Here is a 24,464-nt window from a genome sequence, read left to right as displayed (position 1 = left end):
TTGGGGGACCTGCGATCATTCCGAAAAAGTGTCTGAAACCGTTTGGGTCAGCCAACTCATGGAATGGGTGGATTGTTCCAGCGTTGCACGGTCACGATCATGTGGCCTTCGCCGGTCAGGGATTTCCCTGCGTCGTCGACGGCGGCGATCACCTTGAGGTTGCCGGCATTGTTGGTGGACATCTTGCGCGCCGGGTTCGGCCCGGCATCGCCCGGGGTGAATACGCCTGCATCGGCCTGCATGGTGCCGGCAAACTTGACGTCTTCGTCTTCCTTGGCGCGGTCGTCGAAGGCCTCGACCTTCCATTGCGCCGGGAACACGCCGATGCGGTACGGCTTGCCGTCTGCGCCCTTGCCCCAGGCTTCCGCGTCGAAACGGCCCTGGACTTTCGGCGTCGAACCACCGCCTTCGCCGATCCGCGCCACCGAGAACTCGGGCACCACTTTGACTGCATCGATCTTGCTGTACACCGACAGGCTCGGGCCTTTCAGGGTACCGACGGTGACTGCACGCAGCCCCGGTTGCGCGTTGGCGGCAGCCTTGAGCTTGACCTTGATTCGCTCGGGGCTCTGCTCGACGACTTCAACCACTTCCACACCTTTACCGAAGTTCGGTTTGCCGGTCAGACCGCTGCCGATCAACGTCACCTCGGTTTCGCTGCCGGCCTTTAGATAACCCGGCTGCACCGCCAGCAAACGGTTGGAACCCTGTTTGGCTGCGACGAAGTCCAAACCACGTTCATCGTGCTCGGCCTCGAACATCCGGCCCTGCATCGCATTGCCTTGCGCGGCGAACACCTGGCGCATGGTCACGCCATCGATGGTCACGTTGCCGCGCCATTCGTAGCCGGTGTAGAGAATTGCACTGCCGTCGCCATTGAACGGACTGCCATCGGCGTATTGGCCTTTGACGCTGACCTTGAAGGTGTCGCTGCCATCGGCACTCACGGTCATGACACCGGCCAGCTCACCCTTGCCCGGCAAGTGGCCGCTGAAGCTCCAGTCGCCCACCAGTGCATCGGCTTTGGGCGCCGCGCTCTGCCATTTTTTCCACGCGGGGTTGTCCAGCGGATAACGCTTGGCCAGCAGCGGCACCATGTCCTTGCGGGCGATGTCGAACCAGTCGCGGTCGCGGGCCAGCGCCTGGTATTCCAGGGACGGCCACTGACCGAGGTGGAAGTTCACCAGGCGTTCCCACTCCTGCGCCGGACGCCGTTGCAGGGCGACCCGCGCCCCGGAGTGGCAGCGGCCGCACATCTGGCTGGTCTGGTCGTCGAAGTGCTCGACGGTATTGAGCCGCCGCTCCAGCGCATAACGCACGCCATCGGTTTCGCTCGGCGCCAGGCCTTGGCTGTCGGCCAGGTATTTGACCAGCGTGCGACGGTCGTCATCGCTGATCTGCAAACCGTGCATGGTCTGCATGCGGGCGATGCTCATCAACCAGCCTTCCGGCGTTTTGCGCTGGTGGCTGATGCGGCTCAGGCCGTTATCGGCTTCGGGGGTGTGACAGCCCTGACAGGTTTCCTTGAGGATGGTCTGGGCGTCGCGGGCTGCCAGGCTATGAGGCGAATGCAGCGCTACACAAGCGGCTACGGCCAGCAGGCTGGCGCTCATGCCTGATCGGAGTTTTCTCTTCATCAACGTCGAACCTCGCACGGTGCGTTCTTATTGTTGTGGCTTATCGTTTTTATGGTTTCTGCCGTCGGCGTTGATCCGCTGACGGAGGCAAGAGAAACGTCTGCAATGTGCAATACACAGAGCGTGCCAGCTTGCCGATAAGCTTTTTTATCAATCACTTGCGTTGATTTTCCTGCCTTAGGCCATGCCAGGACGCGATGAGCTGCGTCTAGTTTCGCGACAGCTGTTGCAGTCTGAGACAGCATAGTTGGACCTGCCGGAACAGCTCATCGCCCGATCATTGACGCCCCTCCCCTGCAGGTGCGAAATGGAGAGTCACCGATTGCCAACCAGAGGAATAAAAAATGGCAAGCATCACTGTCCTGGCGGGGGACTTTCTGCAGGGTGACGGAGATTATCGCAATGGCGTTTTTACCCTCAGAACGTCGTTGTACCCGTGGCCCGGCCTGACCCTCCCGCTATCCAGGCTCAAAAGCGTGGAAGTGGCCAATGAGGACTCGATCAACAACATCAAGCAAGCCATCGGCTTCGGCGTGGCAGGAGCCATGTTGCTAGGGCCGATCGGCGCACTCGCCGGGTTCATGCTGGCGGGCAAGGAAACCGAAGTGACCTTCCTGGCGACACTCAAGGACGGGCGCAGGTTACTGGTTGCCGCAGATAGCAGCACGTTCGAGGAAATATCGCGAAAAATGGCGTCTTGAACCTATCGGCGCAGTCCGCACCACACCCGTGGTGCGGCTGACGTCAGGTTCAGTGATAGAACGTCGGCTGAACGCTTTTTTGCGACTGGATCTGTTGGCGCATTTCCGCCACCAGCGTCGCAATGCCGTGGGCGCTGTCCAGTTTCCACAGTGGAACGTGGGTGGCCACAAGGTCCACGTGGCCGGTCATGCAATCGCAGACCCGGATCGTCAATGACTGATCGGGCGCCACGCTGCAGGTGCATACCGAGGGCAGAAAACTGCGCTCAATGATGCTTTGGATCTCCAGGGGTGAAAGGTTCATCGCTACCTCCCTTACGACAGATGTGTAGCCGGGAAAATGGTCCGTCATTTCACCCACCGAGCCGGAAAATTCTAGTCCTCGCCAAGGGGCGCCTCAAGATCGCGGAGCGGTTGTTCGTCGTCTCATCCGGTTTCTCGATTTGCGACAAACCCTCGCGCTATCCGACTGCTTCGACTTCAGGCAAAACCCCGTCCGACAAGGCCTGCCAGGCACTCCCGAACACTTGGCACAGCCATTGCGAAAGCCCGGTTCTCACGAACAACAAGAGGCCTCGCCAATGTCGCTCCCAAACGTGCTTTCCGCCACTTCGGCATTCATCCAGCGCGCCCCGCGCATGCTCATCGGTGGCGACTGGGTCGAGGCCGCCGACGGCCAGACCATGCCCCTGCACAACCCGGCCACCGGTGAGGTGCTATGCGTGGTGCCACGGGCAACGCCGGAGGATGTCGACCGCGCGGTGCTAGCCGCCCGTCAAGCGTTCGACGACTCGGCCTGGACCCGCACCCGTCCCCGGGAGCGGCAGAACCTGCTGTGGAAACTCGCCGACCTGATGCAGCGCGACGCCGAGCTGCTGGCGCAACTGGAATGCCTGAACAACGGCAAAAGCGCGGCCGTGGCCCAGGTGATGGACGTGCAACTGGCCATCGACTTCCTGCGCTACATGGCCGGTTGGGCGACCAAGATCGAAGGTTCTACGGTTGACGTGTCGGCACCGCTGATGCCCAACGACCAGTTCCACAGCTTCATCCGTCGCGAAGCGGTGGGCGTGGTCGGCGCCATCGTCGCCTGGAACTTCCCGCTGCTGCTGGCCTGCTGGAAACTCGGTCCGGCCCTGGCCACCGGTTGTACCGTGGTGCTCAAACCCGCCGACGAAACCCCGCTGACCGCGCTGAAACTCGCTGAGCTGGTACTGGAAGCCGGTTATCCCGAAGGCGTGTTCAATGTCGTCACCGGCACCGGCATCACCGCAGGCTCGGCCCTGACCCATAACCCATTGGTCGACAAACTGACCTTCACCGGTTCCACCGCCGTGGGCAAGCAGATCGGCAAGATCGCCATGGATTCCATGACCCGGGTGACCCTGGAGCTGGGCGGCAAGTCGCCGACCATCGTCATGGCCGACGCCGACCTGAAAACCGCCGCGGCCGGGGCTGCCAGCGCGATTTTCTTCAATCAGGGCCAAGTCTGCTGCGCAGGCTCCAGGCTGTATGTACAGCGCAAGCATTTCGACAACGTGGTGGCGGACATCAGCGATATCGCTAACGCCATGAAACTCGGCAACGGCCTGGACCCGAGCGTCGAGATGGGGCCGTTGATCTCGGCGCGGCAGCAGGAGCGGGTTTATGGGTACATCGAAAAGGGCCGGGCAAGCGGCGCGACGATCGCCTGCGGTGGCGAGCAGTTCGGCCCGGGGTATTTCGTCAAGCCGACGGTGATCGTGGATGTCGATCAGAAGCACTCACTGGTGCAGGAAGAAATCTTCGGCCCGGTGCTGGTGGCTATCCCGTTCGATGACGAAGCCGATGCCTTGCGCATGGCCAATGACAGTCCCTACGGCCTGGGGGCGAGCATCTGGTCCAATGATCTGGCGGCAGTGCACCGGATGATTCCTCGGATCAAGTCCGGTTCGGTGTGGGTCAACTGCCACAGCGCCCTGGACCCGGCGCTGCCGTTCGGCGGCTACAAGATGTCCGGGGTCGGGCGTGAGATGGGGTATGCGGCGATCGAGCATTACACCGAGTTGAAGTCGGTGTTGATCAAGTTGTGATTTGTAGCGACCTTCAGGCCGCCTTCGCGGGCAAGCCCGCTCCCACAGGATTTGTGCGTTAAGCACAAATCCCCTGCAGAAGCGGGCGGCAACTCCAGCCACTACGCTGCGGTTTCGCGACCCTGCGGTTGACCCACCCCATCTTTTGCGCCGGCCCGAAGCGCGTGACGAAGCTTCAGGGCCGGCCGTTCGACGCAGTAGTACGAAACGCCGCTGAGCAGCAACGACAAGGCCAGCACTGTTGCAACAATGGCCCCATCGTAGGCAACCGACCAGACGGCGTGCAGGAAGTACATCACCACATAGTGATTCAGGAACACGCCGTAGCTGATATTGCCGAGGAACTCGTCAATCCGGTGAAACTTGAGCTTTGTCAGCAGGTACACGGCGGGCACGCCCAGCGCTATGCCGGCAGTCACTTCGGCATTGAACGGTCGGCGCTCTATCCATCCCGCCATGATGGCCGCAAACATCAGGGCCGCCGCCACGGCGGTGCCGGCAGCGACCGCCAAATCCTTCGGCTGCGCTTTGTACAGGTAGCTGCCGCACAGGAACATGAACAGCACGCCCGGCAATAGACGGTAGCCGTACAGGTCGGTGTTGATGAAACCCAGGCACGCGGCCATGAAGACGACGACGGACAGAGCAAACGCAACGCCCCGCGCCCTGTAGATGATCAGGAAAGGGATCACCAGGTAGAAGCACATCTCAAGCCCCAAAGACCAGGCCGGTGGCAAGATCCACGATCCCGCCGCTCCGAACATGTAGAAGCCGAGTGGCACAATAGTCAGGCTTGCGGCGATGTTGCGCAGCGTCAGCTCGGCGGCTTGAGGCGTGCCGGGCAGCAGGAAATAGATCACCGCACAGGAAACTGCGAAGTAGAGCAGGAATTGAGGGTAGAGCCGCAGGGCGCGGTCCAGGTAGAACAGGCCAACTGTCTCCGGCGCCTTGTAGTTGCGCTCGATCAGCGAGGTCATCACGAAACCGCTGATGATCAGGAAGGAAATCACGGCAATCACGCCGGGGTTTAGCCCCATGAACGTCTTGCCCATATGAGAAACGGCCACCAGAGCGGCTAATAGCAGACGATAGGCTCCCACTTACACCCCAGAAATCATTGTCGTTATGGCGCGTAAATTACGATGCTTTGAACTGGGAGAACAGGCTTTTCGCCGGATCCGGACGCTCTTCATTCAGGGTTTGAAACCCTGAGCCAACAACCAGCCGCGAACCATCCTCCCCTGCTCCACCGTCAATCCGGCCAACACCTGCTCGGCCGGTTCCGTGCGCAACCGCCGCACCAACGGTGCCACCTCAACCCCCTGTACATGCCAGATGCCCAACGGCTGATCCGCCGTGATCACCACCTCGGCCTCATCGACAAAACCATCGCGCAGCACCGGTGCGCGCTCGATCATCAGGGCATTGAAATCGGCCTCGGCATGGGCGATTTCAGCATCCGGCCATTGCCGTCGCGCCTGCCAGAATGGCTGATCCAGCCAACGCTGCTCATCGGCATAAAAATCCCGGCCAATCCGCGCAAAACGCAAAAACAACTGTTCCACCCGCTGCTGATGGAAGCGCTGGGCCAGAGCCGCTCGTTCAGGTTTGCACAACAATGTGTTGATCACCGTCGGCGCCTGCAACGCCGAAGACAGGGACTGAAAGATGCCATTGCCCGACAACGGGTCCACCGCCATCGCCGCATCACCGACACGAATCCAGTTATCGCCGCACACCTGCGGGCTGAGAATCGCCGTGCTGCTGCGGGCGTGCAGCTGCAAATCAAGCTCCGGTTCGCCGCCGAAAAACCCACGGGCCACTGCCGACTCCCCACGGCGTTGGCGACAGTAATCGAGCAACATAGCCTTACCCGGCAACCCGGCACTGGCCACGTCCACCGTCCATTGCCAATAACACTGGCCGTCGGCCCGCCGCGCCATCCACGCCCAGCCGTCCGCAAGGCTTTCCACAGCGCTGGCGGTGCTGCCCGGCGTACCTTGCCAGCGATTGAGCAGGCTGACCGTCTCCGGTCCACGCAAGCCTTTACCGAGGGTCGGCGCCTGGCGTCCGCGGGCCTCCACCAGAAAGTCCGTTACCAGCAATTCGCGGCCGTCGATCTCGATTCGATGTCCGGCCGCGCAGGTCTGTACCGCCAGCACTCGACCTTCAATAAGTTCAACTCCAGCCAAGCGCAAATCCTCGCGCAAGCCGCGATCCAGGGTCGGGCGATCGAGCAGGTATTCAACGTTCTGCGCATGCTGCTGGCCGTTCCAGTTCACCTGTCGTTGGGAAGGCAACGCCGCTTGCGCCAACGCCTGATGCAGGCCCGCGCCACGTAACGCCTCCAGCACCCGCACGGACACGCCTTCCAGCGCAGCAAAGCGGCGCCACTCGCTGACCAGTGTCACGGCGTAACCCAGTCGCCGCAGCCCCAAGGCCACCGCCGCGCCCGCCGGCCCCGCCCCCAGAATCACAATCGCGGTCATGGCCCGAAACGCCGTTCGGGGCCGCGATAACGTGCGTTCTGTCGCAGAAACTCGATGATCTGCTCATTGCTGGCGTCAGGCTGCTCGGCGAGGAATCCGGCGATGTGCCCACTCAATGCGGCACAACCGAGGCTCGCCCCGGATTGCCCCGGATAGGTGCCATGCACACACGCGGCGAAATCCGCCTGGGCACTGTTGAGCCACGACCATTCCTGCTCGGCGCACCGCGCATCGCCGGTTACCCGCAACACCTGCGGATAATTCGCCGGAAACACCCCGTCCCCCTGGGCCGGGCTCGACGCACACAGCAGTACGCCCCGCGCCACCGCCGCCGCGCAGGCCGCGCGCAACAGGCTGCGATCCTGACGCAAGCCGAGGCTCAAATTGATCAGTCGAACCTCCTGCGCCACCAGCCAGTCAATCGCCGTGGCGATCTGCAAGGCGCTGGTGACACCGCGCTGGTCGAACACCTGTGCCACGCAAAACAGCGCCGATGGCGCGCGCCGGCCGATTGCCTCGATCACCGCACTGCCATGCCCCAGCGGGTCTTCGCGCAAATCGCCCTCGGCCAGGCCGTCTTCAAGCAATGAAAAGCGTCGACCGGCGATCACTTGCACCCGTTGTGCTGCCAAGTGTCCGCTGTCCACCACACCAATGCGCAACTCAGGTTTCATGCAGCACCGTTTTTGAGGTCAGCACTCCGTCGAGCAATTCGAAACGCAGATCGGCATCGGCCAGGGTGGAAGGACGATGGCTGATCAGGATGCGCGTACGCCCGGCAAACAAGCGGTCGATGGCGTCGATGACTTCGCGCTCGGTGGCTTCGTCCACCGCGGAAGTGGCTTCATCGAGTACCAGAATCAAAGGGTCTTGCAACAGCGCCCGGGCAATCGCAATGCGTTGCTTCTGCCCGCCGGACAACTGCTGACCCCGCTCGCCCAGTGGACTGTCGAGGCCTTCGGGCAACGACTCGATCAGGCTGTCGAGTTGCGCCAGTCGCGCCACTTCGGCAATCGCCTCGCTGCTGGCGTCCGGCACCGCATAGGCCAGGTTGTCGGCGAGGCTGCCGCGAAACAGCACGATGTCCTGGCTGACCACGGCAATGCGCCGACGCAACTGGAACAGGTCCAGTTCGCGCACATCGACGTCGCCCAGCAGGACCCGGCCCGATTGCGGATCGTGATGACGTTGCAGCAGGTCGATCAGGGTCGATTTACCCACGCCCGAGCCGCCGCTGAGGGCCACTTTCAAACCGTAGGGAATCCGCGCTTCGATACCGCGCAGGGTCGACTGGCGACCGGGATGGGCGAAGTGCACGTTGTCGAACCAGAGGTCGCCGCCATTGGGCATCGGACGTGGCGTGACGGGCGTCAGTACGGTCGGTTGTTCGCCGCGCAACTCCATGACCCGGCCGAGGCTGACGGTCATCCGCTGAACGGCGACGTAGAGCCCGAGCAGGCTCTGCACCGGCCCCACGGCCATCCCCAAATAGGTGGAGAACGCAATCAGGGCGCCGAGCTGCCAGGTGCCCTGCACCACCCAGTACCCGCCGATCAAAAATGCGCAGGCCCGGGACAGCGAGGTCAGCGTGCCCGGCACGGCCTGGGTGAAAAATTCGGTGACTTGCAGGCGCAGCAACTGGCTCATGTAGCCTTGCCCCAGCGTCTCCAGGCGCCGTGCTTCGCGCTGTTGCTGGCCGGCGGACTGGATGAACTTCATCACCGGCAACGTCTCGACCATGAACGACGACATGTCCGCCGAACGCTCGCGCAACTGCCGCACATCGCGTTCGACCTTGCGCCGCATCCAGCGCAGCCAGAGGACATCGAGGGGAATCAGCACCAATGCCAGCAGCGACAGTTTCCAGGACAGGGTCAGCAGCATCGCCACCGCGACCACCAGGCCGATCACACTCGACACGGCCGAGAACAGCGAGTCCACGGCAAAACGCTGGATTTCCGCGACGTCGCCATCGAGGCGCGACATCAGGTCGCCGATGCGCCGCTGGCCGTAGAAACCCGGCGACAGGGTTTGCAAATGCCGATACAGGTCATCGCGCAGGGCAAACAGCATGCGCCCGGACAGGCGCGTGTGCAGGTAGCGATTGATGCCCGAAAGCGCTGTCCCCAACAACCCGGCAACGATCATCAGCCCTGCAATCAACACCAGCATCGGGAAGTTGCGCGCCAACAGGCCATCGTCGATCAGCAGTTTGGTCAGCCACGGCTGCACCAGCACCAGCGCTGAGGCGCAAACCGACAGGCCCAGCAGCCCGGCAATCGCCAGGCGATGGGGGCGCACAAAGCTGTACAGCCAGCGCAGCGACGCTTGCAGGGCCTCGGGGTTCTGGCTGTCGATCAGCCGGACGATCAAGCGCTGCATCACGAACGCAACTGTTTGAGCTTGCGATACAGGGTCGCACGGCTGATGCCCAAGGCGTCGGCGGCGGCCGAGACGTTGCCCTGATGCGTGTCCAGGGACTGACGGATCAGCTCCAGTTCGTTTTCACGGATGCTGCCTGCCTGGGGCCGTTCGCTGGCGGTCAACTCGTCGAGCATGCTGTCGGGCAAGTGGTCGAGGGTCAGCACGGTTTCACCTGGCTCGCGCATAGCCAGCGCGGTACGCAGGACCATCTCCAGCTGGCGGATGTTGCCGGGCCAGTGATAGCCGCTGAGCAAGCGATTCAGATCGTCGTGCAGGACCACGGTGGGTGCGCCCAGTGTCGTCAGCATGCGACTGACCAGCGCGGCGAAATCTTCGCGTTCGCGCAGGGCCGGGAGCATCACGCTGATGCCATTGACCCGGTAGAACAAGTCCTCGCGAAAGTGTTTTTCTTCCACCAGACGCTTGAGGTCACGGTGGGTGGCGCAGATCAATGCGACGTCGATATCCTGCTCTTCGCCAGCACCCAGGGGCGCGACTTTGCGATCCTGCAACACGCGCAACAGCCGAGCCTGCAAGGCCAATGGCATGTCGCCGATTTCATCGAGGAACAAGGTGCCGCCGTGAGCCTGTTGCAGGCGCCCGACCATGCCGCCCCGGCGCGACCCGGTGAACGCGCCTTCGCGATAGCCGAACAGTTCGGACTCGATCAGGCCCTCGGGAATGGCCGCGCAGTTCACCGCCACGAAGGGTTTGTCGCAGCGCGCTCCGGCCATGTGCAGGGCGCGGGCGATAACCTCTTTACCGGTGCCGGTTTCGCCCAATAACAACACCGGCAGTTCATTGGCCAGGCCTTGACGGGCCATGCGCAAGGCACGAGCGTAACGCGTATTGCTGCCGGCCAGTGAATCCAGATCCGGTTGTGCCTTGACCTGTTTCGCGACGCTGCGCGGCGAGCTGCTGACGTTGATCGAGCGTTGCGGCGCGCGCAGGGTTTTGTAGAAGAATTCACCCTTGGCAGTTTGCAGGCTGCCGATACCACCCTGATGCAGACGCGCCAACAACTGCAGGCCGTCGACTCCGAGAAACTCCTCGCAGCGCCGCCCGACCAGGGCCGAGCGCTCGGCGTGGAGCAACTGACAGGCCTGGGCGCTGACCGCCAGGATCTGCCCGCCGAGGCTCACGGCCAGCAGGCCTTGCCACGGGGATTCCAGGTATTGCCTGCGGCTGTGGAAGGCCAGGACGATTTCGTCCGGATAGCTGGCGTTGAACACCCGGCTTTCGATCTGGCTGACTGCCATGGCCAGCAACGCAGTGCTGTCGTGGGCGCGACCGAGCGGGCCTTCGCGGGTCAGGTCGAGGACGCCAAGAATGTCGCCTTGGGGGCAATGGATCGGCACCGAGGTGCAGGAAAAATCACTGAGGCGATCCAGATAATGTTCGCCGCAATCGATCAGGGTCGGCCGGGCTTCCACCAGTGCCGTGCCGAGGGCGTTGGTGCCGCGTACGGCTTCACTCCAGCAGGCGCCGAGGGTGATGTCCTGCAGGCCACTGCCCTTGAGACGGTCGGCGCGGCCTTCGACGGCGAGGATGGTGGCGTCAGAGTTGGCCAGGATGATCAGCCCTTCCTTGCCCTGACGTTCGGCCAGGTAATCGATCGCCGGCAACGCAGCGTCGATCAGCAAGCGATTGCTGGCCAGCAACACGTCGAGGCTGGCACTCGACTCCAGCGCCAGCTCATGCTTGGCATTGAAATGCACGCCATGGCTCAGGCTGCGCCGCCACGAGGCATCGATTTCCGCCCGCAGGACGCCATCCGGCACTTCGCCTTCCAGGTGCAGCTTTTCCCGGGCCAGCCGGGCTTCGCGATGCAGTTTGGGGGAATTTGTTTTTATTAGCGTCATCAAGCGCTCCGGGTCATCCGCCCTGCGCCTTCATACGTCGGCGCCCTGCCGCAATCTTTACGTTAACGTAAGGGCTATGGCAAGTGCCGTAGGGCGCTTACAGACCGCGTTATCGTTCATCGCGAGCAAGCTCGCTCCCACAGGGGGCATGGATGATCACATGCCTGTGTTTCAACCCGGTCAACTGTGGGAGCGACGGTGCGGCGATCCGACTTGCTCGCGAAAGCGGTGTGTCAAACGACATTGGCGTCGATTGGATCAGTACCGATAGGTTGCCTGCACTGAAATGCCATTCGCACTGTTTTCGTAGTTGGCACTGTATTCAGGTTGAAGGCCGGAGTTGTTCGACTGCTTTACTGAGGCTTTGGAATCCCAGAGATAACCATAAGCAAAGTCTATCGTCAGATCGGAATTCGGCGAATAAGCGCCCCCCAGGGTCACGGCCTGGCGATTTCCGACCGGAACGCGCACGCTGCGATCGGCATTCCTGATGGGTGACGGATCATAGGCGTAGCCTGCGCGCAGCAGCCATTGCTGGTTCAATTGCCAGGATGCGCCAACTGCGGTGGCCCACGTGTCGTGCCAGTTCATTTCTTCGGTCACACTTCCCAGACCAGCCGCCTGACCCAAGGGGGAAAGACCGCTGTTGACTGCCTCGACCTTCTTGATCCGGCTCCAACGTTTCCAGGTGGTCCCCAGGTATCCCGTCCAGCGACTGTTGAAATGATGGGTGATAGACGTGTCCACGGATTCGGGCATCGTGAGGTCTATCTTGTTGTCATAGTTTCCGTCCAGCGGGATAACGCTCGGGGAGCCGGAAACCTCAGTATGCCCTTTGAGTTCATAGCTCACCTTCGAGTGATAGTTAATCCCCCAACGGGTCGCATCACTCAAATCAAACAAGACGCCGACGTTGTAGCCAAGTGCCGTGTCATCGCCTTTGATGGTAACCAGTGTGTCCTGGCCGTTGTTCAGGGCGCCGGTGGCCAGGTAATTCTGAAGCTTTGCACTGAAACGGTTCAGGGTCGGTCCGCCACCAATGGACACGTAATCATTGATCCGCCAGGCAATGGTGGGCTGCAGGGTTACTTCCTTGGTCGTGCTATAGGAACCATGGTAGCGGCCCTGAAAACCGCTCTCGTAATCATTGATCAGACCACTAGGAGCATAAAGGCCCAGACCTATCGAAAAACGATCGTCAAGCGGCGTCGACATATAAGCGAAAGGCACAACCCCCAAAGGTACCGAGTCCCCTTTATTCGTTCCCGGGGCACTGCTCTGCGCATCACTGATGTCATCGCTCACCGAGACGACCGCGGCTCCGCCGGAAATTTCGGTACGTTTCAACTTGGTCAAACCTGCAGGATTGCCAAAGATAGTGCTGGCATCCAGCGCGGAAGAGGATCTTCCCGCATAAGCAGTACCCGCACTACTTGCACTTTGCTCGTTCAAGGCAATGCCATTGGCGCTTGCGCTTGTTGAAACGCTGAGTATTGCCGCGGCACCTGTGAACTTAATCCAGGAAGACACTTCTCGCACAGCTGAGAGACACGGGGTTGCACGGTTACTCGGTTTCATTTCCCACCTCGTATTGTTTTTATTGATTGGTGCGCAGGCAAGGCTTCGCCTTCCGGTGCACTTGGCAGTGCCGGTTGGAGTTGATCGAAGTTGTGAAAGAGGCCCTGGCTGACTACTACCAGGGCCGAGGTGCCGAACTTACGAAGTCAGGATCATTTGAGCCACTCCACCTGAAAGCTATAGCGACCTAGAAGGAGGGCCAGGGACTCTTGATTTCTCCCGGCCCGGATGCAGGCGACTAACCCACGTTGTTCGTGCTGAATCACCTCTACCGCAATGTCCTTCAGACACATGCGTTCCACTTCCTGCCGAACTGCTCGGGCCACCTCGCGCTGCTGCAAAGCGGGCTTGAAGATCTTGCCAACCGCAGTCAATGGCAGTGCGTCGAGGATTTCGATCCGCTTGGGAATGGCCGCCCGCTCACTGATGTGGTGCTGAGCAAACTGCTCAAGTTCTTCAACATTGCAGACGTGGCCTGGTCGCAGTTGCACGTAGGCGACCGGCACTTCACCCGAATAGGCGTCCGGGCTGCCGATGGCGGCCGCCAATGCCACCGCTGGGTGGGCCTGCAAAGCCTCCTCGATTTGTTTGGGATCGATATTGTGGCCGCCGCGGATGATCAGTTCCTTTTTGCGCCCGGTCAGCCAGAAATAGCCATTTTCATCCTGGCGCCCCAGATCGCCCGTATTCAGCCAACGCTGACCATTGATTTCGATCCACAGGCCCCGGTTATGGCTTTCCTCAACATAACCCTCGAACAGGTTCGGACCCGTGATGGTGATCAGGCCAATTTCGTCGTTTTTGGCATCGCGCAGATATTCTCCCGAGTCATCGAGCATGACTGCGCGCATGTCCTGGTAGGCAATCCGTATACCGATGGAACCGATGTAGCGCTCGCCATGGGGTGGATTGACCGAGGAGACGCATGCGCCTTCCGTGAGTCCATAGCCTTCGAGGATCTTTACCCCGGTCCGGCCTTCGAATTCCCGGAAAAGTTCGACCGGCATCGGCGCGGCACCACACATGGCATAACGAAGGCTGGACAGGTCGCGGCCTTCCAGCTCATTTTGCAAAAGTGCGGAATAGACAGTAGGAACACCCGAGAGGAAGTTGATGCCGAAGTGCTCAACCATCTCCCAGAAGCGTGGGATCACACCCTCACCACGATACCCCTGCGGCGTGCCGAGGATGACATGATCACCCTGGCTCCAAGGCATCAGGCCTGTCACCAGCTGTGCATTTACGTGGAACAGCGGCAACCCACAGAAAATGACCTGGCCACTCCCATGTGGCTGCATGTGCGTGTCCATGGCCCACGCGTTGAAGACCTCCGCCCCATGCGTACGCATCGCAATCTTGGGCAGCCCGGTGGTACCGCCGGTGCAGAAGTAAGAGGAACGATCCTCAGGGCGGAACAGCCGCGCACTCTTCAGTTGCGTGCAGGGCTGAGCGTCCATCAACGTTCGTAATTCGTGAATCGTGGCCCCCCTGTGCAACTCACGTTCTTTCTGTGCCAGGGATTCAAGGGATTCACGCTGAGCTACATCAACGTAGGGTCCCATGCCAACCCAAACGACGTGTTTGATCTCGGGAAGCTGATCGAGCTGAGAGGCCAGCTTGGGCCACAGGTCGCTGCCCGGAGTCGGCGCGAGTGTTACCACCACGCTGGCCTTGGCGGCCCGTAGCAGGGCAGCCATCTGCTTGGCTTCCTGGAGCGGATTGATCGCCATGACGACACCGGCCGCTTCGCCCCCCCAGATGGTGAAGTGGGTTTCCGGCAGGTTGGGCAGGATGAAGGCCAGCACTTCACCCGGGGTAATGCCCAGGTCATGGAAGGCATTCGCCGCGCGAGTGATATCTTCAACGAGTTCGGCATAGCTCCAGTGGTGGGTGTTCCTGAAGCAGCTGGCGTCGGCGAAGAAGCTCAGTGCGGGCGCGTTGGGGCTGAGCCTGGCTGTCCGTGTCAGTGCTTCATAGGTGCTGGAAGCCAGGCTACGCTCTGCCAACGGGACCTGCTCTATACGTTCAATGTCGTTCAGTGATCGCACCATCATCGTCAGGCTTCCTCTACGACTCGGTTGCGTTGCACACCCAGATCAATCACGCCATCCGCGCTGCTAATGCGCGCTTCGACGATGTCTCCTGGCTTGAGGTACTGAGACCGCCCTTCCTGCGCCTTGAGGAAAAGCTTCCACTTGGTGGCTTCTGGCATCAGGGCCGCAATGCGCTGTTTGGCCGGTGAAGGTATGGTCAGCGCGCATCCCGCAGGAGTACCGGTGGCAATCAGATCGCCAACGGCGAGATCTTGCACGGCGGAGAGTTCGGTAAGGGTTTCAGCGGGACCGTAAACCAGGTTGGCCGTACTGTCGCTCTGTCGCACCTGGTCGTTGACCGTCAGGCGTAGCCGCAAAGCTTTCAGGTAATGCATGTCCTTGGCATCCAGAAGGCAGAGGTAAGGACCGACCGGACCAAATGTGCGGAAACTCTTGCCCTTGTAGAACTGCATCTGGGGAATCTGAATGTCGCGGGCCGAGTAGTCATTGACAATGACGACGCCTGCGATGAACTCATGCAGATTGGCGTCAGTGACAGACACGGAACCGGTGATCGCGCGCTTCATCACAAGCCCCAGTTCAATCTCGTAGTCGAGGAAGCGCACGGTGCGCGGCTTGATCAGGTCGCTGTCAGCCGCCACCAGGCAACTCGTCGCCTTGGTGAAGATCATGTTGAATTTCTTCGCATCCGGATCCATGCCCGACTCGATCATGTGCTGACGGTAATTGGCGCCCTGGCAGACGAACTGCTGGTTGCGGGTCACCGGCGACAGCAGTTTTACTACGCCCTCATCCAACTCCGAACCTTTCAGCTGAGCGAGGTCGTCAATACTGTTCTGGCGGATGAAATCACCGGTGGTTTCAAAAACACCGGGGATGACCGTGATACGGCCCTGGCGAAGCACGCCCCAGTGGATACCGTTCTCGAATTCAAAGCGGACTACATGTACAGCAGACATTGAAGGTACTCCTGGAGCGGCGTTTGTCCCGCGTTCGGTGGCGTGGGAACTGTGGTGTTGTTCTGAAGGGGGGCTGGCAACGCTGTAGACCAACGAGCCGCCGGCGATCAAGGCACCGGCTTTGAGCACATCCCGCCGGCCATACCGGGTTGAGTTACCCGCCATGGCGGCAGCTCTACCCGAACATCCGCATGAGTGTTATCAACTTGCGAATGGTCAAGTCCGGGCTGCGTCGCAGGTTGCGGATCAGCGCACGCACATTGCTGAAGCTCATCCTGGGTTTGGTAAAACTCTTGGGCATACGCTGCCCCCACTGCGCCATTGCCTCGGGACTCACGGGATGAATGCCTGTAGGCCGGGTGGCCGTGAAAATATCCCCGTCGCAGTAATGCTCGTGCTTATCGCCCCATGGGTCTTGCCAGTAATCGAAGATCTGACTGCCCAGAATGTGTCGGCCGATTCCCCATGAATGCTCCCAACCGCGCTCGCGCAGGACGCGCTGCCCCATTCCCACCGCGTCTGCATCGACGACTTCATAGGCGCTATGGCTATAGGTCGCCATGAACCCTTGCGCAATCGCGAGCGTATGGTGAGCCGCGGGAATGTCACCGAGATCAAGGCGCATGAAAGTGACGATAGGCGTGCCGTCGGGGAGTACTTGCACATCGCTGGGAATAAACCCGAAATGCTGTGTATACCAGGCACAGGTTGCCTGATAGTCGGCCACTTCGATCACGATGTGGCCAAGTCTCAGTACTTCAGGGGGAGCAATCGGCGGGCGCTGCGGGGCGTTGATTCGCGGTTGCTCATGCGCCAGATTCCAGTGCAGAGGAGCTCTATGTGCAAGAGACTTGCCTGGAGTCTGGTCGCAAACGGCTTCCACAATGAAACCGGACGGATCAGTCAGTCTGACGTAATGCCCTTTGCCAGGATGTTCCGAATTCTCTACCGATGACGCACCCGGGATTCGAGTGAGCTTTTCCAGATCCTCCAGAGACTGGACTGCGAGTCCGAACCCGATAAAACATGCATGGTCGGCACGATGGACACGGTAACAATATGAACTGGCGTCGGTGGCCCGTAGATAGAGCGTATCGGCGTCCTGCCGACTTACCGTCAGACCGAAGTCGGTCAGGAAGCGCGCCGCCTCATTCAAGTCCGGCCTTTGAAAGATCAGGTGAGTCAGATCCTGGGCCTTCACCGTCGGCTGCGGATGCCGGGCGGGATGTTGTGTTGCCAACCGGTGCAATTCGTTTTTGTTGTTCATTGTTCTTGTTTTCCGGGTTTTTAGGGCAAAGCTGTCCCGAACCCCTGAAAAATCAGGGGTGTTTTGTAGTTGAGTCAGTCAGGTGCTCAGTCGAGAGACGGAAGTGCCGGCAACTCTTTGGTCGCCAGCGCACGAGCCTCCTCTGGCGACACGCCCAATGCCCGCAGTACCAGTTCGGCGGTGTCAGAGCCCGATTCGCGCCACGTTCTGTGACCTTCCAGTACCAGGAAAATCGAGCCCAGGACGCTGCTCGATATCAGCGTCAGTACTGAGAGCAATTGCTCCTGCGCAAACGTGTAGCGGCCAGTGGAAAGCCCGCCCAGAAGATCCGTAGTCGCTTGGCTGCTAAACATTTCGCGCAACGAAGAATTGCTCATGGCGAATTTATGTATGAATGCGCCCCACTGGGAGTCCTCATGCGCTCGACGAATGAAGAATCGAATGCCATTGGCAAGGCGCTGAGCCGGATCGGAGAGGGAGTTGAAGCTCTTGTTGACGCGCTCATGCATCTCCCTCGCAAGATGGCTAGCGACTGCCTCGAACAGGCTTTCCATGCTGTCGATGTTGCTATAGACCGTTCCGCGCGCCACTCCTGCCTCTTGTGCAAGGTCGAGAATGTTCACTTGTGAGGTGCCTCTTTCAGCGAACAGGCGAAAGGCGGCTTGATGAATGCGGCGCTGAGTTGGATTTAGGGATTCCACGGTTCTCTCTCCAGGATTACCTTGTGACCCGATTGAACACCTGTGTTCAGTTTACGTCAACAAAGTTTTTCCGGCCAAGTACATCAACCTCAATAAAAAACCGTTATACACCCGAAAAATGCAATGGTTGGTTGATGTACAGGATCAGTGGAGGGCCCTATACATTGACACAATTGAACACGCATGTTCAGCTGTGTTGTGTTTGTGGCTCGCCTTCCCTGCAGGCCATCAAGCCGGCCCATCGATGTAAACCGGGACCTCAACAATTTGAGCAAGTACTGTTCAGGCGGTGCTCAACGGTATGACCCTTAGCGATGGCTGGCCGACTTTTCATTAACTGAAGGACAGAAAATGACCGGCTCAAAGCTCTTCAAACCGCTTCGATTGCCTAACGGCACGGTGATTCCAAACCGAATTGCCAAGGCTGCCATGGAGGAGAACCTTGCCAATGAGGATCACGCTCCTGGGGAAGCGCTGATCAAGCTCTATCGGCGCTGGGCGGAGGGAGGGGTCGGTCTGATCATCACTGGCAACGTCATGGTTGATCGCCACGCCTTGACGGGACCCGCTGGCGTGGTGTTTGAGGACGATCGGAACCTGAAGAATTTTCGGCTATGGGCCGATGCCTGCCGCAGTCGTGGAGCCCAGGCCTGGATGCAAATCAATCATCCCGGACGGCAGCTATTGGCATCAATGGGGCAGCCGGCAAGAGGCCCTTCCGCAGTTGCGGTCGATATACCCGGACTTTCAAAAGCGTTTGTGCCGCCCAGGGCTTTGGATGAGCAGGAGATCGAAGAACTGATTGGGCGCTATACCCAAGCGGCGGTGTTGGCAGAGCGTGCCGGATTCACCGGCGTGGAGATTCACGCAGCGCATGGCTACCTGTTCAGCCAATTCCTTTCGCCCTTGACCAACCAGCGTAGCGACTGTTGGGGGGGTAGCCTGGAAAACCGTGCGCAAATTCTCCTGCGCACCATCGATGCAATACGTCAGCGTGTGGCGCCGATCTTCTGTGTCGCTGTGAAGCTCAATTCCGCGGATTTTCAGCGCGGCGGATTCGATGCCGAGGATGCAGCTCGCGTGGTGGAAATGCTTAACGCCAAGGCGGTCGATCTGGTCGAGTTGTCAGGTGGCAGCTACGAAAGCCCGGCAATGCAGGGGCAGACCCGCGATGGCAGTCGATTGGCTCGAGAAGCCTATTTTCTCGAATTCGCGGAGAAGATAGGAGAAATCGCGCGCATGCCGCTGATGGTCACTGGTGGCGTGCGAAGAAAGGAAGTCGCGGAGCGAGTGGTGAGCGGCTCGGTGTCGATGGTCGGGCTTGCCACGGCGTTGGCAATCGAGCCGACCCTGCCCAGAAAGTGGATGGCAGGCCAGGACACCGAAGTGGAGCCCATCGTTGTTCGCTGGAAGAACAAGGCGCTGGCGTCGCTTGCAGTGGCGTCGTTGATCAAGAAGCAACTTGGCTTGCTGAGCCAAGGGAAACGAACACGACCCGGGGCGTCGCCACTCATGGCATTGATCAGCAATCAGCTGAAATCCCGACGCCAGGCGAAGCGTTATCGGCAATGGATTAATAACGCCTGTCAGATCAAGAACGACATCTGATCAGGCGGGCAAGGGTTTTCCAGCGATCCTCCTGGCTCTGGCGGGTGTAACGCCCAGAGCCTGGAGAATCATTTCGGCGACCCGCAAATCGTGCCCCACCACTGCGCGGCCCTCGACAACTGAGCGCATTGCTCCGGTTGTGCACGATAAGACTAAATCCAGGGCGACCCCTTCGTCCTCATAAGCAAAAGTCCCCTCACGCAGCCCCTCACGCAGATCGCCAAGTACATGGGCAGCCAAACGCGAGCGCACTGCCTGGTCGAAATGGATGATGCGCAGCAATGCATTCGCCCATTGGTGGTCGGTGGCGGCTCGACATACAAACATGCGCACGCCAATCGAAAGCCGCTGCGCTCCGCACTGCACGTCCGCGTTCAAGACGGAAATGGCGTCAGAGAACTCGGCGGCCATGGCAATGCCCACCGCTTCGAGTACTTCGTCGCGCGTTCGGAAATAGTTGTAGATGGTGCCGTTGGATACGGCCGCCTCGGCGGCGACTTCGAACAATGCGATCTCCCCCACCTCCTTGCGTGCGACAAGTCGCAATGCCGCGTCCACCAGACCGCGACGGGTGCGCTCACGCTTCTTGTGCCCCCTGGTGAGAGGTTCTGGCGCAGCAGCTTCTAAAGGATGAGTGGGGGAATGCATGATCAGGCTCGTAATTTAATCGGCTCGTTGATGGTAATCGAAACGTTGTCAGGCGTGGCGTCATCGCTCATCAACAGGCCCCGGCAGTCTCGAAGGAGTTTGCTGGCCTCTGTGCCGGGGGCGTGGTGCATGATGATACGGTCAGGACGAACGGCGACCAGTGTGCCTTTCGCAGCCAGCGGCAGGATGTCATGGTTCATGTCTTCGATGAAGTCACAACTGCCGCCGCAGCGTTGACCGCGGGGCCTGACCTCCAGGAAGTGGCCCCCCAGCTTTTCCCAGGAAACGATCTGATCAGTGGTGAGCAGTGACAACGGGTCAACACCGAATCCAACCAGGGTCAGGTTATCTCCCAGTGCATCGTCGCTTAGCTTGATCTGCTTTTGCAGGGTGCGAACCCAGGCCTGGGGAAACAGGCTGCCACGTACCAGCTTGTCACCCCTACGATGCTGCACGAACAGGCCGTGCTTGAAGGTGTTCTTCGGCTTGATATCCAGTTGCTCGAAGTACCTTCTGGTCGCTGGAGTCAACGCCAGCATACGCATCAGGCCGTGGATGAAGAAAGCCGCGATCCTGTTCTTGGGCATTACCAGACGGCCCATGAGTTTTGCCAGATTGATCATCGCCTGGGCATGCGGGCGGCGCTCTACATCATAGGTATCGAGTATCGCAGGCGCGGCATGGCCACGAAGAACCCAAGCCAGCTTCCAGGCAAGGTTGGCACCGTCACGAAGGCCCGCCACGAGACCTTGCCCCACAAAAGGGGGGGTGATGTGTGCAGCGTCACCGACCAGAAAAGTACGTCCCTTGCTGAATCTATTGCAGCAACGCGCGTGGAATCGATACACCGCCTTGCGCTCGATTTCCAGTTCCTGCGGATTGATCCATGGCGCAATGAGCCGCGCGATGCTTTCCGGGCTTTCCAGCTCCTCCCGGGATTCGCCGGGTTGCAGCATGAATTCCCAGCGCTCCCTTCCACCCGGGGCGGGCATGTGCGGCGTGGGCCGCCGCGGATCACAGATAAACTCAATATGATCAATGGCTGACTGATGCCGGTTCTTGGCATCGACAATCAGCCAATCCTCTGCATAGGTTTGTCCTTCGAACTCCTGGCCGATCAGCGCCCTGACCTTGGAGCTTGCACCGTCCGCACCGATCAGGTACTGGGCGCGAACGGAATGCGAGCGCCCATCCTGATCCCGAACGGTGGCGACCACGCACTCCGCTTCCTCGACCAGACTCTCCAGCTCGAAACCACCCAGGCTAGTCACTGATTTCAGTCGGGAAACCTGGCCACGCATCGCTCGTTCGAGGTCAGGTTGATAGAACGTCACAAGCTTGGGATGGCCGTGGATACACCCTTCAGTATTGGCTCGACCGAATTGCCCGAGGACCGGAGAGTGCATCCTCACTTCAGGGATAACGATCTTCTCGAAAGCGTCCTCCGACAATCCGGCCAGTTGCAGGATGCGCAGGGCCTCGTTGTCCAGAGCAATGGCACGCGGCATCAGTACGATTTCATGGAGCTTGTCCAGCACCAGGGTCGTAACCCCGTAGCGGCCGAGCAGCGCCGCGATTGTCGCACCCACCGGACCGTTACCGACGACCAGTACATCGACGGCGGAGGGAGGCAATTCGGAAACTTTCTTGTTGTTGTTCATCTCGAGCCCTTGTTGTGATTGAAGTCGTGAGGCGCGCAGGTCTCATCGTCAGGCAGGGTCAAGGTAAGCAAAATTGAGATTAATTTCAATATTGATGTTTTTGTCATTAATTTTCGACCCGGATATTTCAGGGACTTTCGTATAGAACCTGAAGCGCGCGGCCAATGAGTTTTTTTATCATGCAAAGGAGCGCAAAATGAGCTGCCTGGCGTTCGAATGACGTGTCGCAGTCGGCTGGCGTGCAGTCATCTCGGGCACCATGGGTAAGGACTTTCTCGGGTACGATGAGCGCGCTTGCTGTCGACGGCAGGGGCCGGAGGAGGCGTTTTGAAACCATTCCCGCCAAGACCTGGTGCCTCAACTCTGAACATGTTCCTGCAAGGGGGCTTGCCACGCCGTGACGCTGTGCCGCAAACGCTAACGGAAAAAGCGGTCATCCCAGGCATTCCCAATGCTCGCTACTGGTTGGACCACGACCTGTCTCTGTTCATTCAGGATGCAATTGAGGGTAACAAGCGCGAGAGCGAGGCTCTCGCCAAGGCTGGGAAACCGAACAACATCCTGCCGCTGGCAAGTATGCTGGCAGTTTCAGGAGGCGGTGACGCAGGCACATTCGCAGCGGGACTCATTACGGGTTGGACCACGCATGGGACTCGCCCCATGTTCAAGGTCGTCACGGGCATTAGCGCCGGCGCCCTGGTCGCCCCGTTCGCTTACCTGGGATCCGGGTACGACAACGTCATTCGGTATATCGCCAACGCCATCGGTCCAAAAGACGTTTTTCATTCGCGAAACGTGCTGACCCGTCTTGCCAGCGACGGTATAGCGGACAGCAAGCCACTGTTGCGGCTCATTACAAAGTACGTCACTGCGCAGACTCTTGCGGCGATTGCGGCGGAATACGCCAAAGGACGAATCCTGCTGATCGGTACAACCGACCTTGATTCAGGGCGGCCAGTCACTTGGAACATGGGCACTATTGCCGCAAGCGATGCACCGGGAGCGCTCGACCTCTTTCGCAACATCATGATCGCGTCGATGAGTATTCCCGGCGCAGTCTCACCCGTCATGATCGATGTGGACGTTGACGGCAAACAGTTTCAGGAAATGCACGTGGACGGCGGGGTAATCACTCAGGTGTTCCTTTACCCTCCTGGCACCAAGATGGCGCTGAACAGAGCCACCGGAGCACCTTTGCGACTCGAGCGTCATTTCTATGTCATTCGTAATGGGACACTGGAGCCGCAGTGGTCCGGGACGAAACGCCGTACATTGAGCATCGGCGGTCGAGCCATCAGTGCATTGATTCAAACTCAGGGGATCAGCGACCTGGAGCGAATTTACCGTATGGCGCAGCAAGATGGAGCGGATTTCAATCTTGCGTACATTGGCTCCGACTTTTACTTTCCGCACAATCAGAAATTCGATGGCGAGTACATGAGGCGTTTATACGATTACGCCTTTCAACTCAGCGCGAAGGGCTATCCGTGGCATAAATCGCCGCCCTCGGAAATCACTCAACTACGAAACACCCGCTGAACGATAGAGCCAATCTGTTGCATCCACCGGTTGAATCCACAGCCCATAGCTGCCAGTCAGCTATGACTGAAATTGGCCGTTTTCTGCCTCCCCCGACGGACACACAGCCACTCAAAGCTGCCTGTCTGAAATCGTCATTGAGTGAACCAGGGACAGTCGCTTCCAGGTAGTCCTTTTTTCAACGTTCAAAGATGCCTACAACGCCGAGAGTGATTTACTTCTCCAATGTCGGCATGGCAGAGGTCGACACAGGATTCATGAGGCGCAAAAACTATCACGTTCTATTGGGAAGTTCGGGGCGGCTACGACCAGAGTGAAATGAGCAATCCCATCGTGGTCTGACAGACTTCAGGGGGGAACGATGGTTGCCACCCCCAAAAACCTGCTGCCACCCAGCCTTGTTATTGCTTAAGCTGCCAAGCTGTAGTGCTGGCAGCTGCCTTGAACTTCGCACGGTTTTCCGGTGTGGCCGGTGGTTCTGAATCGCCAAAAATGGCTTTGAGCCAGTGGCCATCGGTAGGGTTCGGAAAGATGATGAACTTGCGGCCAAACTGCTCCTTGTCTTCAGTCATAAGGCTATTACGTTGTTTAACGTCAGCGACGTAATACTTGCGCTTAAAGTCGTTGAGGTTATCACCCAGCATCACCACCACATCGTAATCCTTGGCGATCTCTGATTGGCGTGGTTCCTTGTTGGAGCTGTCGCGATAAACCGTCAGGTGTTTATCATCGGCAAATGGAAGATTGTTTTTCCGAAGATTCGCCAACGCGTATTCAAAGGTTTTTTCGCCTTGGTCACGGCTGGTCACGTAAAAAACCTCCACACCCTTCGATTGTGCATAGCTCAAGAAATCCACCGCGCCAGGCGTGGCAACCGGGCCATTGTCAGCCACCCATCTATCCCATGCTGCATCGTCGAAAAACTCTTTGTTGGCATTGATCATATAGCCCCAATAGCTGTTGCTACTGAGCACTGTATCGTCGACATCGCTGATGATAGCTAAGGGTCGGTCACCCGCTTTGTGAGCCTGGAGGGCTCGATCCAGTTGCATTCTTGCTACGTTGAACCCTTGATAATAAAGCGCTTCAAACTCGGCGGCTGTTTGCTTCCAGGCGACGGCTGCCGTTAAAAGATTTGAAGGCGGGTTGGCGACTTCCTCGGCAAAGGTGGGAGCACCGTGAAGCATCATTAGAGAGAGGAGCAAGGGGGAGAGCAGGTTTTTGTTTGTTTTTATTTTCATATTCGAGCCCTTGGAACGCGTAT

General features: G+C 59.4%; 19 protein-coding genes. 4 read left to right on the top strand and 15 right to left on the bottom strand.

The window, feature by feature from the left end; genetic code table 11:
- Positions 1-56: 56 nt before the first annotated feature.
- Positions 57-1,637, bottom strand: coding sequence for a quinohemoprotein amine dehydrogenase subunit alpha (gene peaA, locus PMI29_RS05150; RefSeq protein WP_008002522.1), 1,581 nt, complete (start codon positions 1,635-1,637; stop codon positions 57-59).
- 344 nt (positions 1,638-1,981) lie between these two features.
- Between peaA and PMI29_RS05155 the strand changes: the two genes are divergently transcribed.
- Entirely contained in the window at positions 1,982-2,338 is a 357-nt protein-coding gene (locus tag PMI29_RS05155; RefSeq protein ID WP_008002520.1) for a hypothetical protein, read from the top strand.
- 49 nt (positions 2,339-2,387) lie between these two features.
- Here PMI29_RS05155 and PMI29_RS05160 read toward each other — a convergent pair whose 3' ends face one another.
- Positions 2,388-2,642 carry a DUF1652 domain-containing protein gene (locus PMI29_RS05160; protein ID WP_008002519.1) on the bottom strand — a complete coding sequence of 85 codons (255 nt, stop codon included), beginning with the start codon at positions 2,640-2,642 and terminating at the stop codon, positions 2,388-2,390.
- 277 nt (positions 2,643-2,919) lie between these two features.
- Here PMI29_RS05160 and PMI29_RS05165 point away from each other — a divergent pair, with 277 nt between their 5' ends.
- Positions 2,920-4,410, top strand: coding sequence for an aldehyde dehydrogenase family protein (locus tag PMI29_RS05165; RefSeq protein ID WP_008002516.1), 1,491 nt, complete (start codon positions 2,920-2,922; stop codon positions 4,408-4,410).
- Between the two features lie 101 nt (positions 4,411-4,511).
- Here PMI29_RS05165 and PMI29_RS05170 read toward each other — a convergent pair whose 3' ends face one another.
- The 10 genes from PMI29_RS05170 to PMI29_RS05215 all read right to left on the bottom strand — a co-directional run bounded on the left by PMI29_RS05170 (position 4,512) and on the right by PMI29_RS05215 (position 17,744).
- Complete coding sequence (locus PMI29_RS05170; RefSeq protein ID WP_033052660.1) at positions 4,512-5,510, bottom strand: acyltransferase family protein; 999 nt, start codon at positions 5,508-5,510, stop codon at positions 4,512-4,514.
- A 93-nt stretch (positions 5,511-5,603) separates the two neighbouring features.
- Complete coding sequence (gene qhpG, locus PMI29_RS05175) at positions 5,604-6,899, bottom strand: flavin-dependent monooxygenase QhpG (RefSeq protein WP_008002512.1); 1,296 nt, start codon at positions 6,897-6,899, stop codon at positions 5,604-5,606.
- The gene (gene qhpE, locus PMI29_RS05180) at positions 6,896-7,573 is read right to left on the bottom strand and encodes a subtilisin-like serine protease QhpE (RefSeq protein WP_008002509.1); all 678 of its coding nucleotides are present in this window, start codon (positions 7,571-7,573) and stop codon (positions 6,896-6,898) included. The genes qhpG and qhpE overlap by 4 nt, the downstream gene beginning before the upstream one ends.
- Positions 7,563-9,281, bottom strand: coding sequence for an ABC transporter ATP-binding protein (locus PMI29_RS05185; protein WP_008002507.1), 1,719 nt, complete (start codon positions 9,279-9,281; stop codon positions 7,563-7,565). The genes qhpE and PMI29_RS05185 overlap by 11 nt, the downstream gene beginning before the upstream one ends.
- Positions 9,281-11,185: a sigma-54-dependent Fis family transcriptional regulator gene (locus PMI29_RS05190; protein WP_008002505.1), complete on the bottom strand. Its 1,905-nt coding sequence runs from the start codon at positions 11,183-11,185 to the stop codon at positions 9,281-9,283. The genes PMI29_RS05185 and PMI29_RS05190 overlap by 1 nt, the downstream gene beginning before the upstream one ends.
- A gap of 258 nt (positions 11,186-11,443) precedes the next feature.
- Positions 11,444-12,763, bottom strand: a complete 1,320-nt coding sequence (locus PMI29_RS05195; protein WP_008002502.1) for an OmpP1/FadL family transporter — start codon at positions 12,761-12,763, stop codon at positions 11,444-11,446.
- 152 nt (positions 12,764-12,915) lie between these two features.
- The gene (locus PMI29_RS05200; protein ID WP_008002501.1) at positions 12,916-14,817 is read right to left on the bottom strand and encodes an acyl-CoA synthetase; all 1,902 of its coding nucleotides are present in this window, start codon (positions 14,815-14,817) and stop codon (positions 12,916-12,918) included.
- 2 nt (positions 14,818-14,819) lie between these two features.
- Positions 14,820-15,776: a fumarylacetoacetate hydrolase family protein gene (locus tag PMI29_RS05205; protein ID WP_008002499.1), complete on the bottom strand. Its 957-nt coding sequence runs from the start codon at positions 15,774-15,776 to the stop codon at positions 14,820-14,822.
- A 175-nt stretch (positions 15,777-15,951) separates the two neighbouring features.
- A complete protein-coding gene (locus PMI29_RS05210; RefSeq protein WP_008002497.1) occupies positions 15,952-17,043 on the bottom strand; it encodes a VOC family protein in 1,092 nt (363 codons plus the stop codon).
- An 86-nt stretch (positions 17,044-17,129) separates the two neighbouring features.
- Positions 17,130-17,744 (bottom strand): TetR/AcrR family transcriptional regulator, encoded by a 615-nt coding sequence (locus PMI29_RS05215; protein ID WP_007984994.1) that lies wholly within the window; start codon positions 17,742-17,744, stop codon positions 17,130-17,132.
- A 351-nt stretch (positions 17,745-18,095) separates the two neighbouring features.
- Here PMI29_RS05215 and PMI29_RS05220 point away from each other — a divergent pair, with 351 nt between their 5' ends.
- Positions 18,096-19,352, top strand: coding sequence for an NADH:flavin oxidoreductase/NADH oxidase family protein (locus tag PMI29_RS05220; RefSeq protein WP_008002495.1), 1,257 nt, complete (start codon positions 18,096-18,098; stop codon positions 19,350-19,352).
- On the opposite strand, the gene PMI29_RS05225 is transcribed toward PMI29_RS05220, so the two are convergent.
- Both PMI29_RS05225 and mhpA read right to left on the bottom strand, forming a co-directional pair.
- Positions 19,353-20,000, bottom strand: coding sequence for a TetR/AcrR family transcriptional regulator (locus PMI29_RS05225; protein WP_008002493.1), 648 nt, complete (start codon positions 19,998-20,000; stop codon positions 19,353-19,355).
- Between the two features lie 2 nt (positions 20,001-20,002).
- Positions 20,003-21,661, bottom strand: coding sequence for a bifunctional 3-(3-hydroxy-phenyl)propionate/3-hydroxycinnamic acid hydroxylase MhpA (mhpA, locus tag PMI29_RS05230; protein WP_008002491.1), 1,659 nt, complete (start codon positions 21,659-21,661; stop codon positions 20,003-20,005).
- Positions 21,662-21,988: 327 nt separating this feature from the next.
- Here mhpA and PMI29_RS05235 point away from each other — a divergent pair, with 327 nt between their 5' ends.
- The gene (locus tag PMI29_RS05235) at positions 21,989-23,200 is read left to right on the top strand and encodes a patatin-like phospholipase family protein (protein ID WP_033052659.1); all 1,212 of its coding nucleotides are present in this window, start codon (positions 21,989-21,991) and stop codon (positions 23,198-23,200) included.
- Positions 23,201-23,601: 401 nt separating this feature from the next.
- Here the strand turns inward: PMI29_RS05235 and PMI29_RS05240 are convergent, their stop codons facing one another.
- Complete coding sequence (locus PMI29_RS05240; protein ID WP_008002486.1) at positions 23,602-24,441, bottom strand: 5'-nucleotidase, lipoprotein e(P4) family; 840 nt, start codon at positions 24,439-24,441, stop codon at positions 23,602-23,604.
- Between the last annotated feature and the right edge of the window lie 23 nt (positions 24,442-24,464).

This window comes from Pseudomonas sp. GM49, assembly GCF_000282355.1.
Lineage (GTDB): Bacteria > Pseudomonadota > Gammaproteobacteria > Pseudomonadales > Pseudomonadaceae > Aquipseudomonas.
Note: the sequence above shows the minus strand (reverse complement) of the source record. Positions and strands in the feature narration are given on the sequence as shown.

Bases quoted from the DNA above. Each gene is read 5' to 3' on its own strand.
- peaA (WP_008002522.1), bottom strand. From the start codon at position 1,637: ATGAAGAGAAAACTCCGATCAGGCATGAGCGCCAGCCTGCTGGCCGTA.
- PMI29_RS05155 (WP_008002520.1), top strand. From the start codon at position 1,982: ATGGCAAGCATCACTGTCCTGGCGGGGGACTTTCTGCAGGGTGACGGA.
- PMI29_RS05160 (WP_008002519.1), bottom strand. From the start codon at position 2,642: ATGAACCTTTCACCCCTGGAGATCCAAAGCATCATTGAGCGCAGTTTT.
- PMI29_RS05165 (WP_008002516.1), top strand. From the start codon at position 2,920: ATGTCGCTCCCAAACGTGCTTTCCGCCACTTCGGCATTCATCCAGCGC.
- qhpG (WP_008002512.1), bottom strand. From the start codon at position 6,899: ATGACCGCGATTGTGATTCTGGGGGCGGGGCCGGCGGGCGCGGCGGTG.
- qhpE (WP_008002509.1), bottom strand. From the start codon at position 7,573: ATGAAACCTGAGTTGCGCATTGGTGTGGTGGACAGCGGACACTTGGCA.
- PMI29_RS05185 (WP_008002507.1), bottom strand. From the start codon at position 9,281: ATGCAGCGCTTGATCGTCCGGCTGATCGACAGCCAGAACCCCGAGGCC.
- PMI29_RS05190 (WP_008002505.1), bottom strand. From the start codon at position 11,185: ATGACGCTAATAAAAACAAATTCCCCCAAACTGCATCGCGAAGCCCGG.
- PMI29_RS05195 (WP_008002502.1), bottom strand. From the start codon at position 12,763: ATGAAACCGAGTAACCGTGCAACCCCGTGTCTCTCAGCTGTGCGAGAA.
- PMI29_RS05200 (WP_008002501.1), bottom strand. From the start codon at position 14,817: ATGATGGTGCGATCACTGAACGACATTGAACGTATAGAGCAGGTCCCG.
- PMI29_RS05205 (WP_008002499.1), bottom strand. From the start codon at position 15,776: ATGTCTGCTGTACATGTAGTCCGCTTTGAATTCGAGAACGGTATCCAC.
- PMI29_RS05210 (WP_008002497.1), bottom strand. From the start codon at position 17,043: ATGAACAACAAAAACGAATTGCACCGGTTGGCAACACAACATCCCGCC.
- PMI29_RS05220 (WP_008002495.1), top strand. From the start codon at position 18,096: ATGACCGGCTCAAAGCTCTTCAAACCGCTTCGATTGCCTAACGGCACG.
- PMI29_RS05225 (WP_008002493.1), bottom strand. From the start codon at position 20,000: ATGCATTCCCCCACTCATCCTTTAGAAGCTGCTGCGCCAGAACCTCTC.
- mhpA (WP_008002491.1), bottom strand. From the start codon at position 21,661: ATGAACAACAACAAGAAAGTTTCCGAATTGCCTCCCTCCGCCGTCGAT.
- PMI29_RS05240 (WP_008002486.1), bottom strand. From the start codon at position 24,441: ATGAAAATAAAAACAAACAAAAACCTGCTCTCCCCCTTGCTCCTCTCT.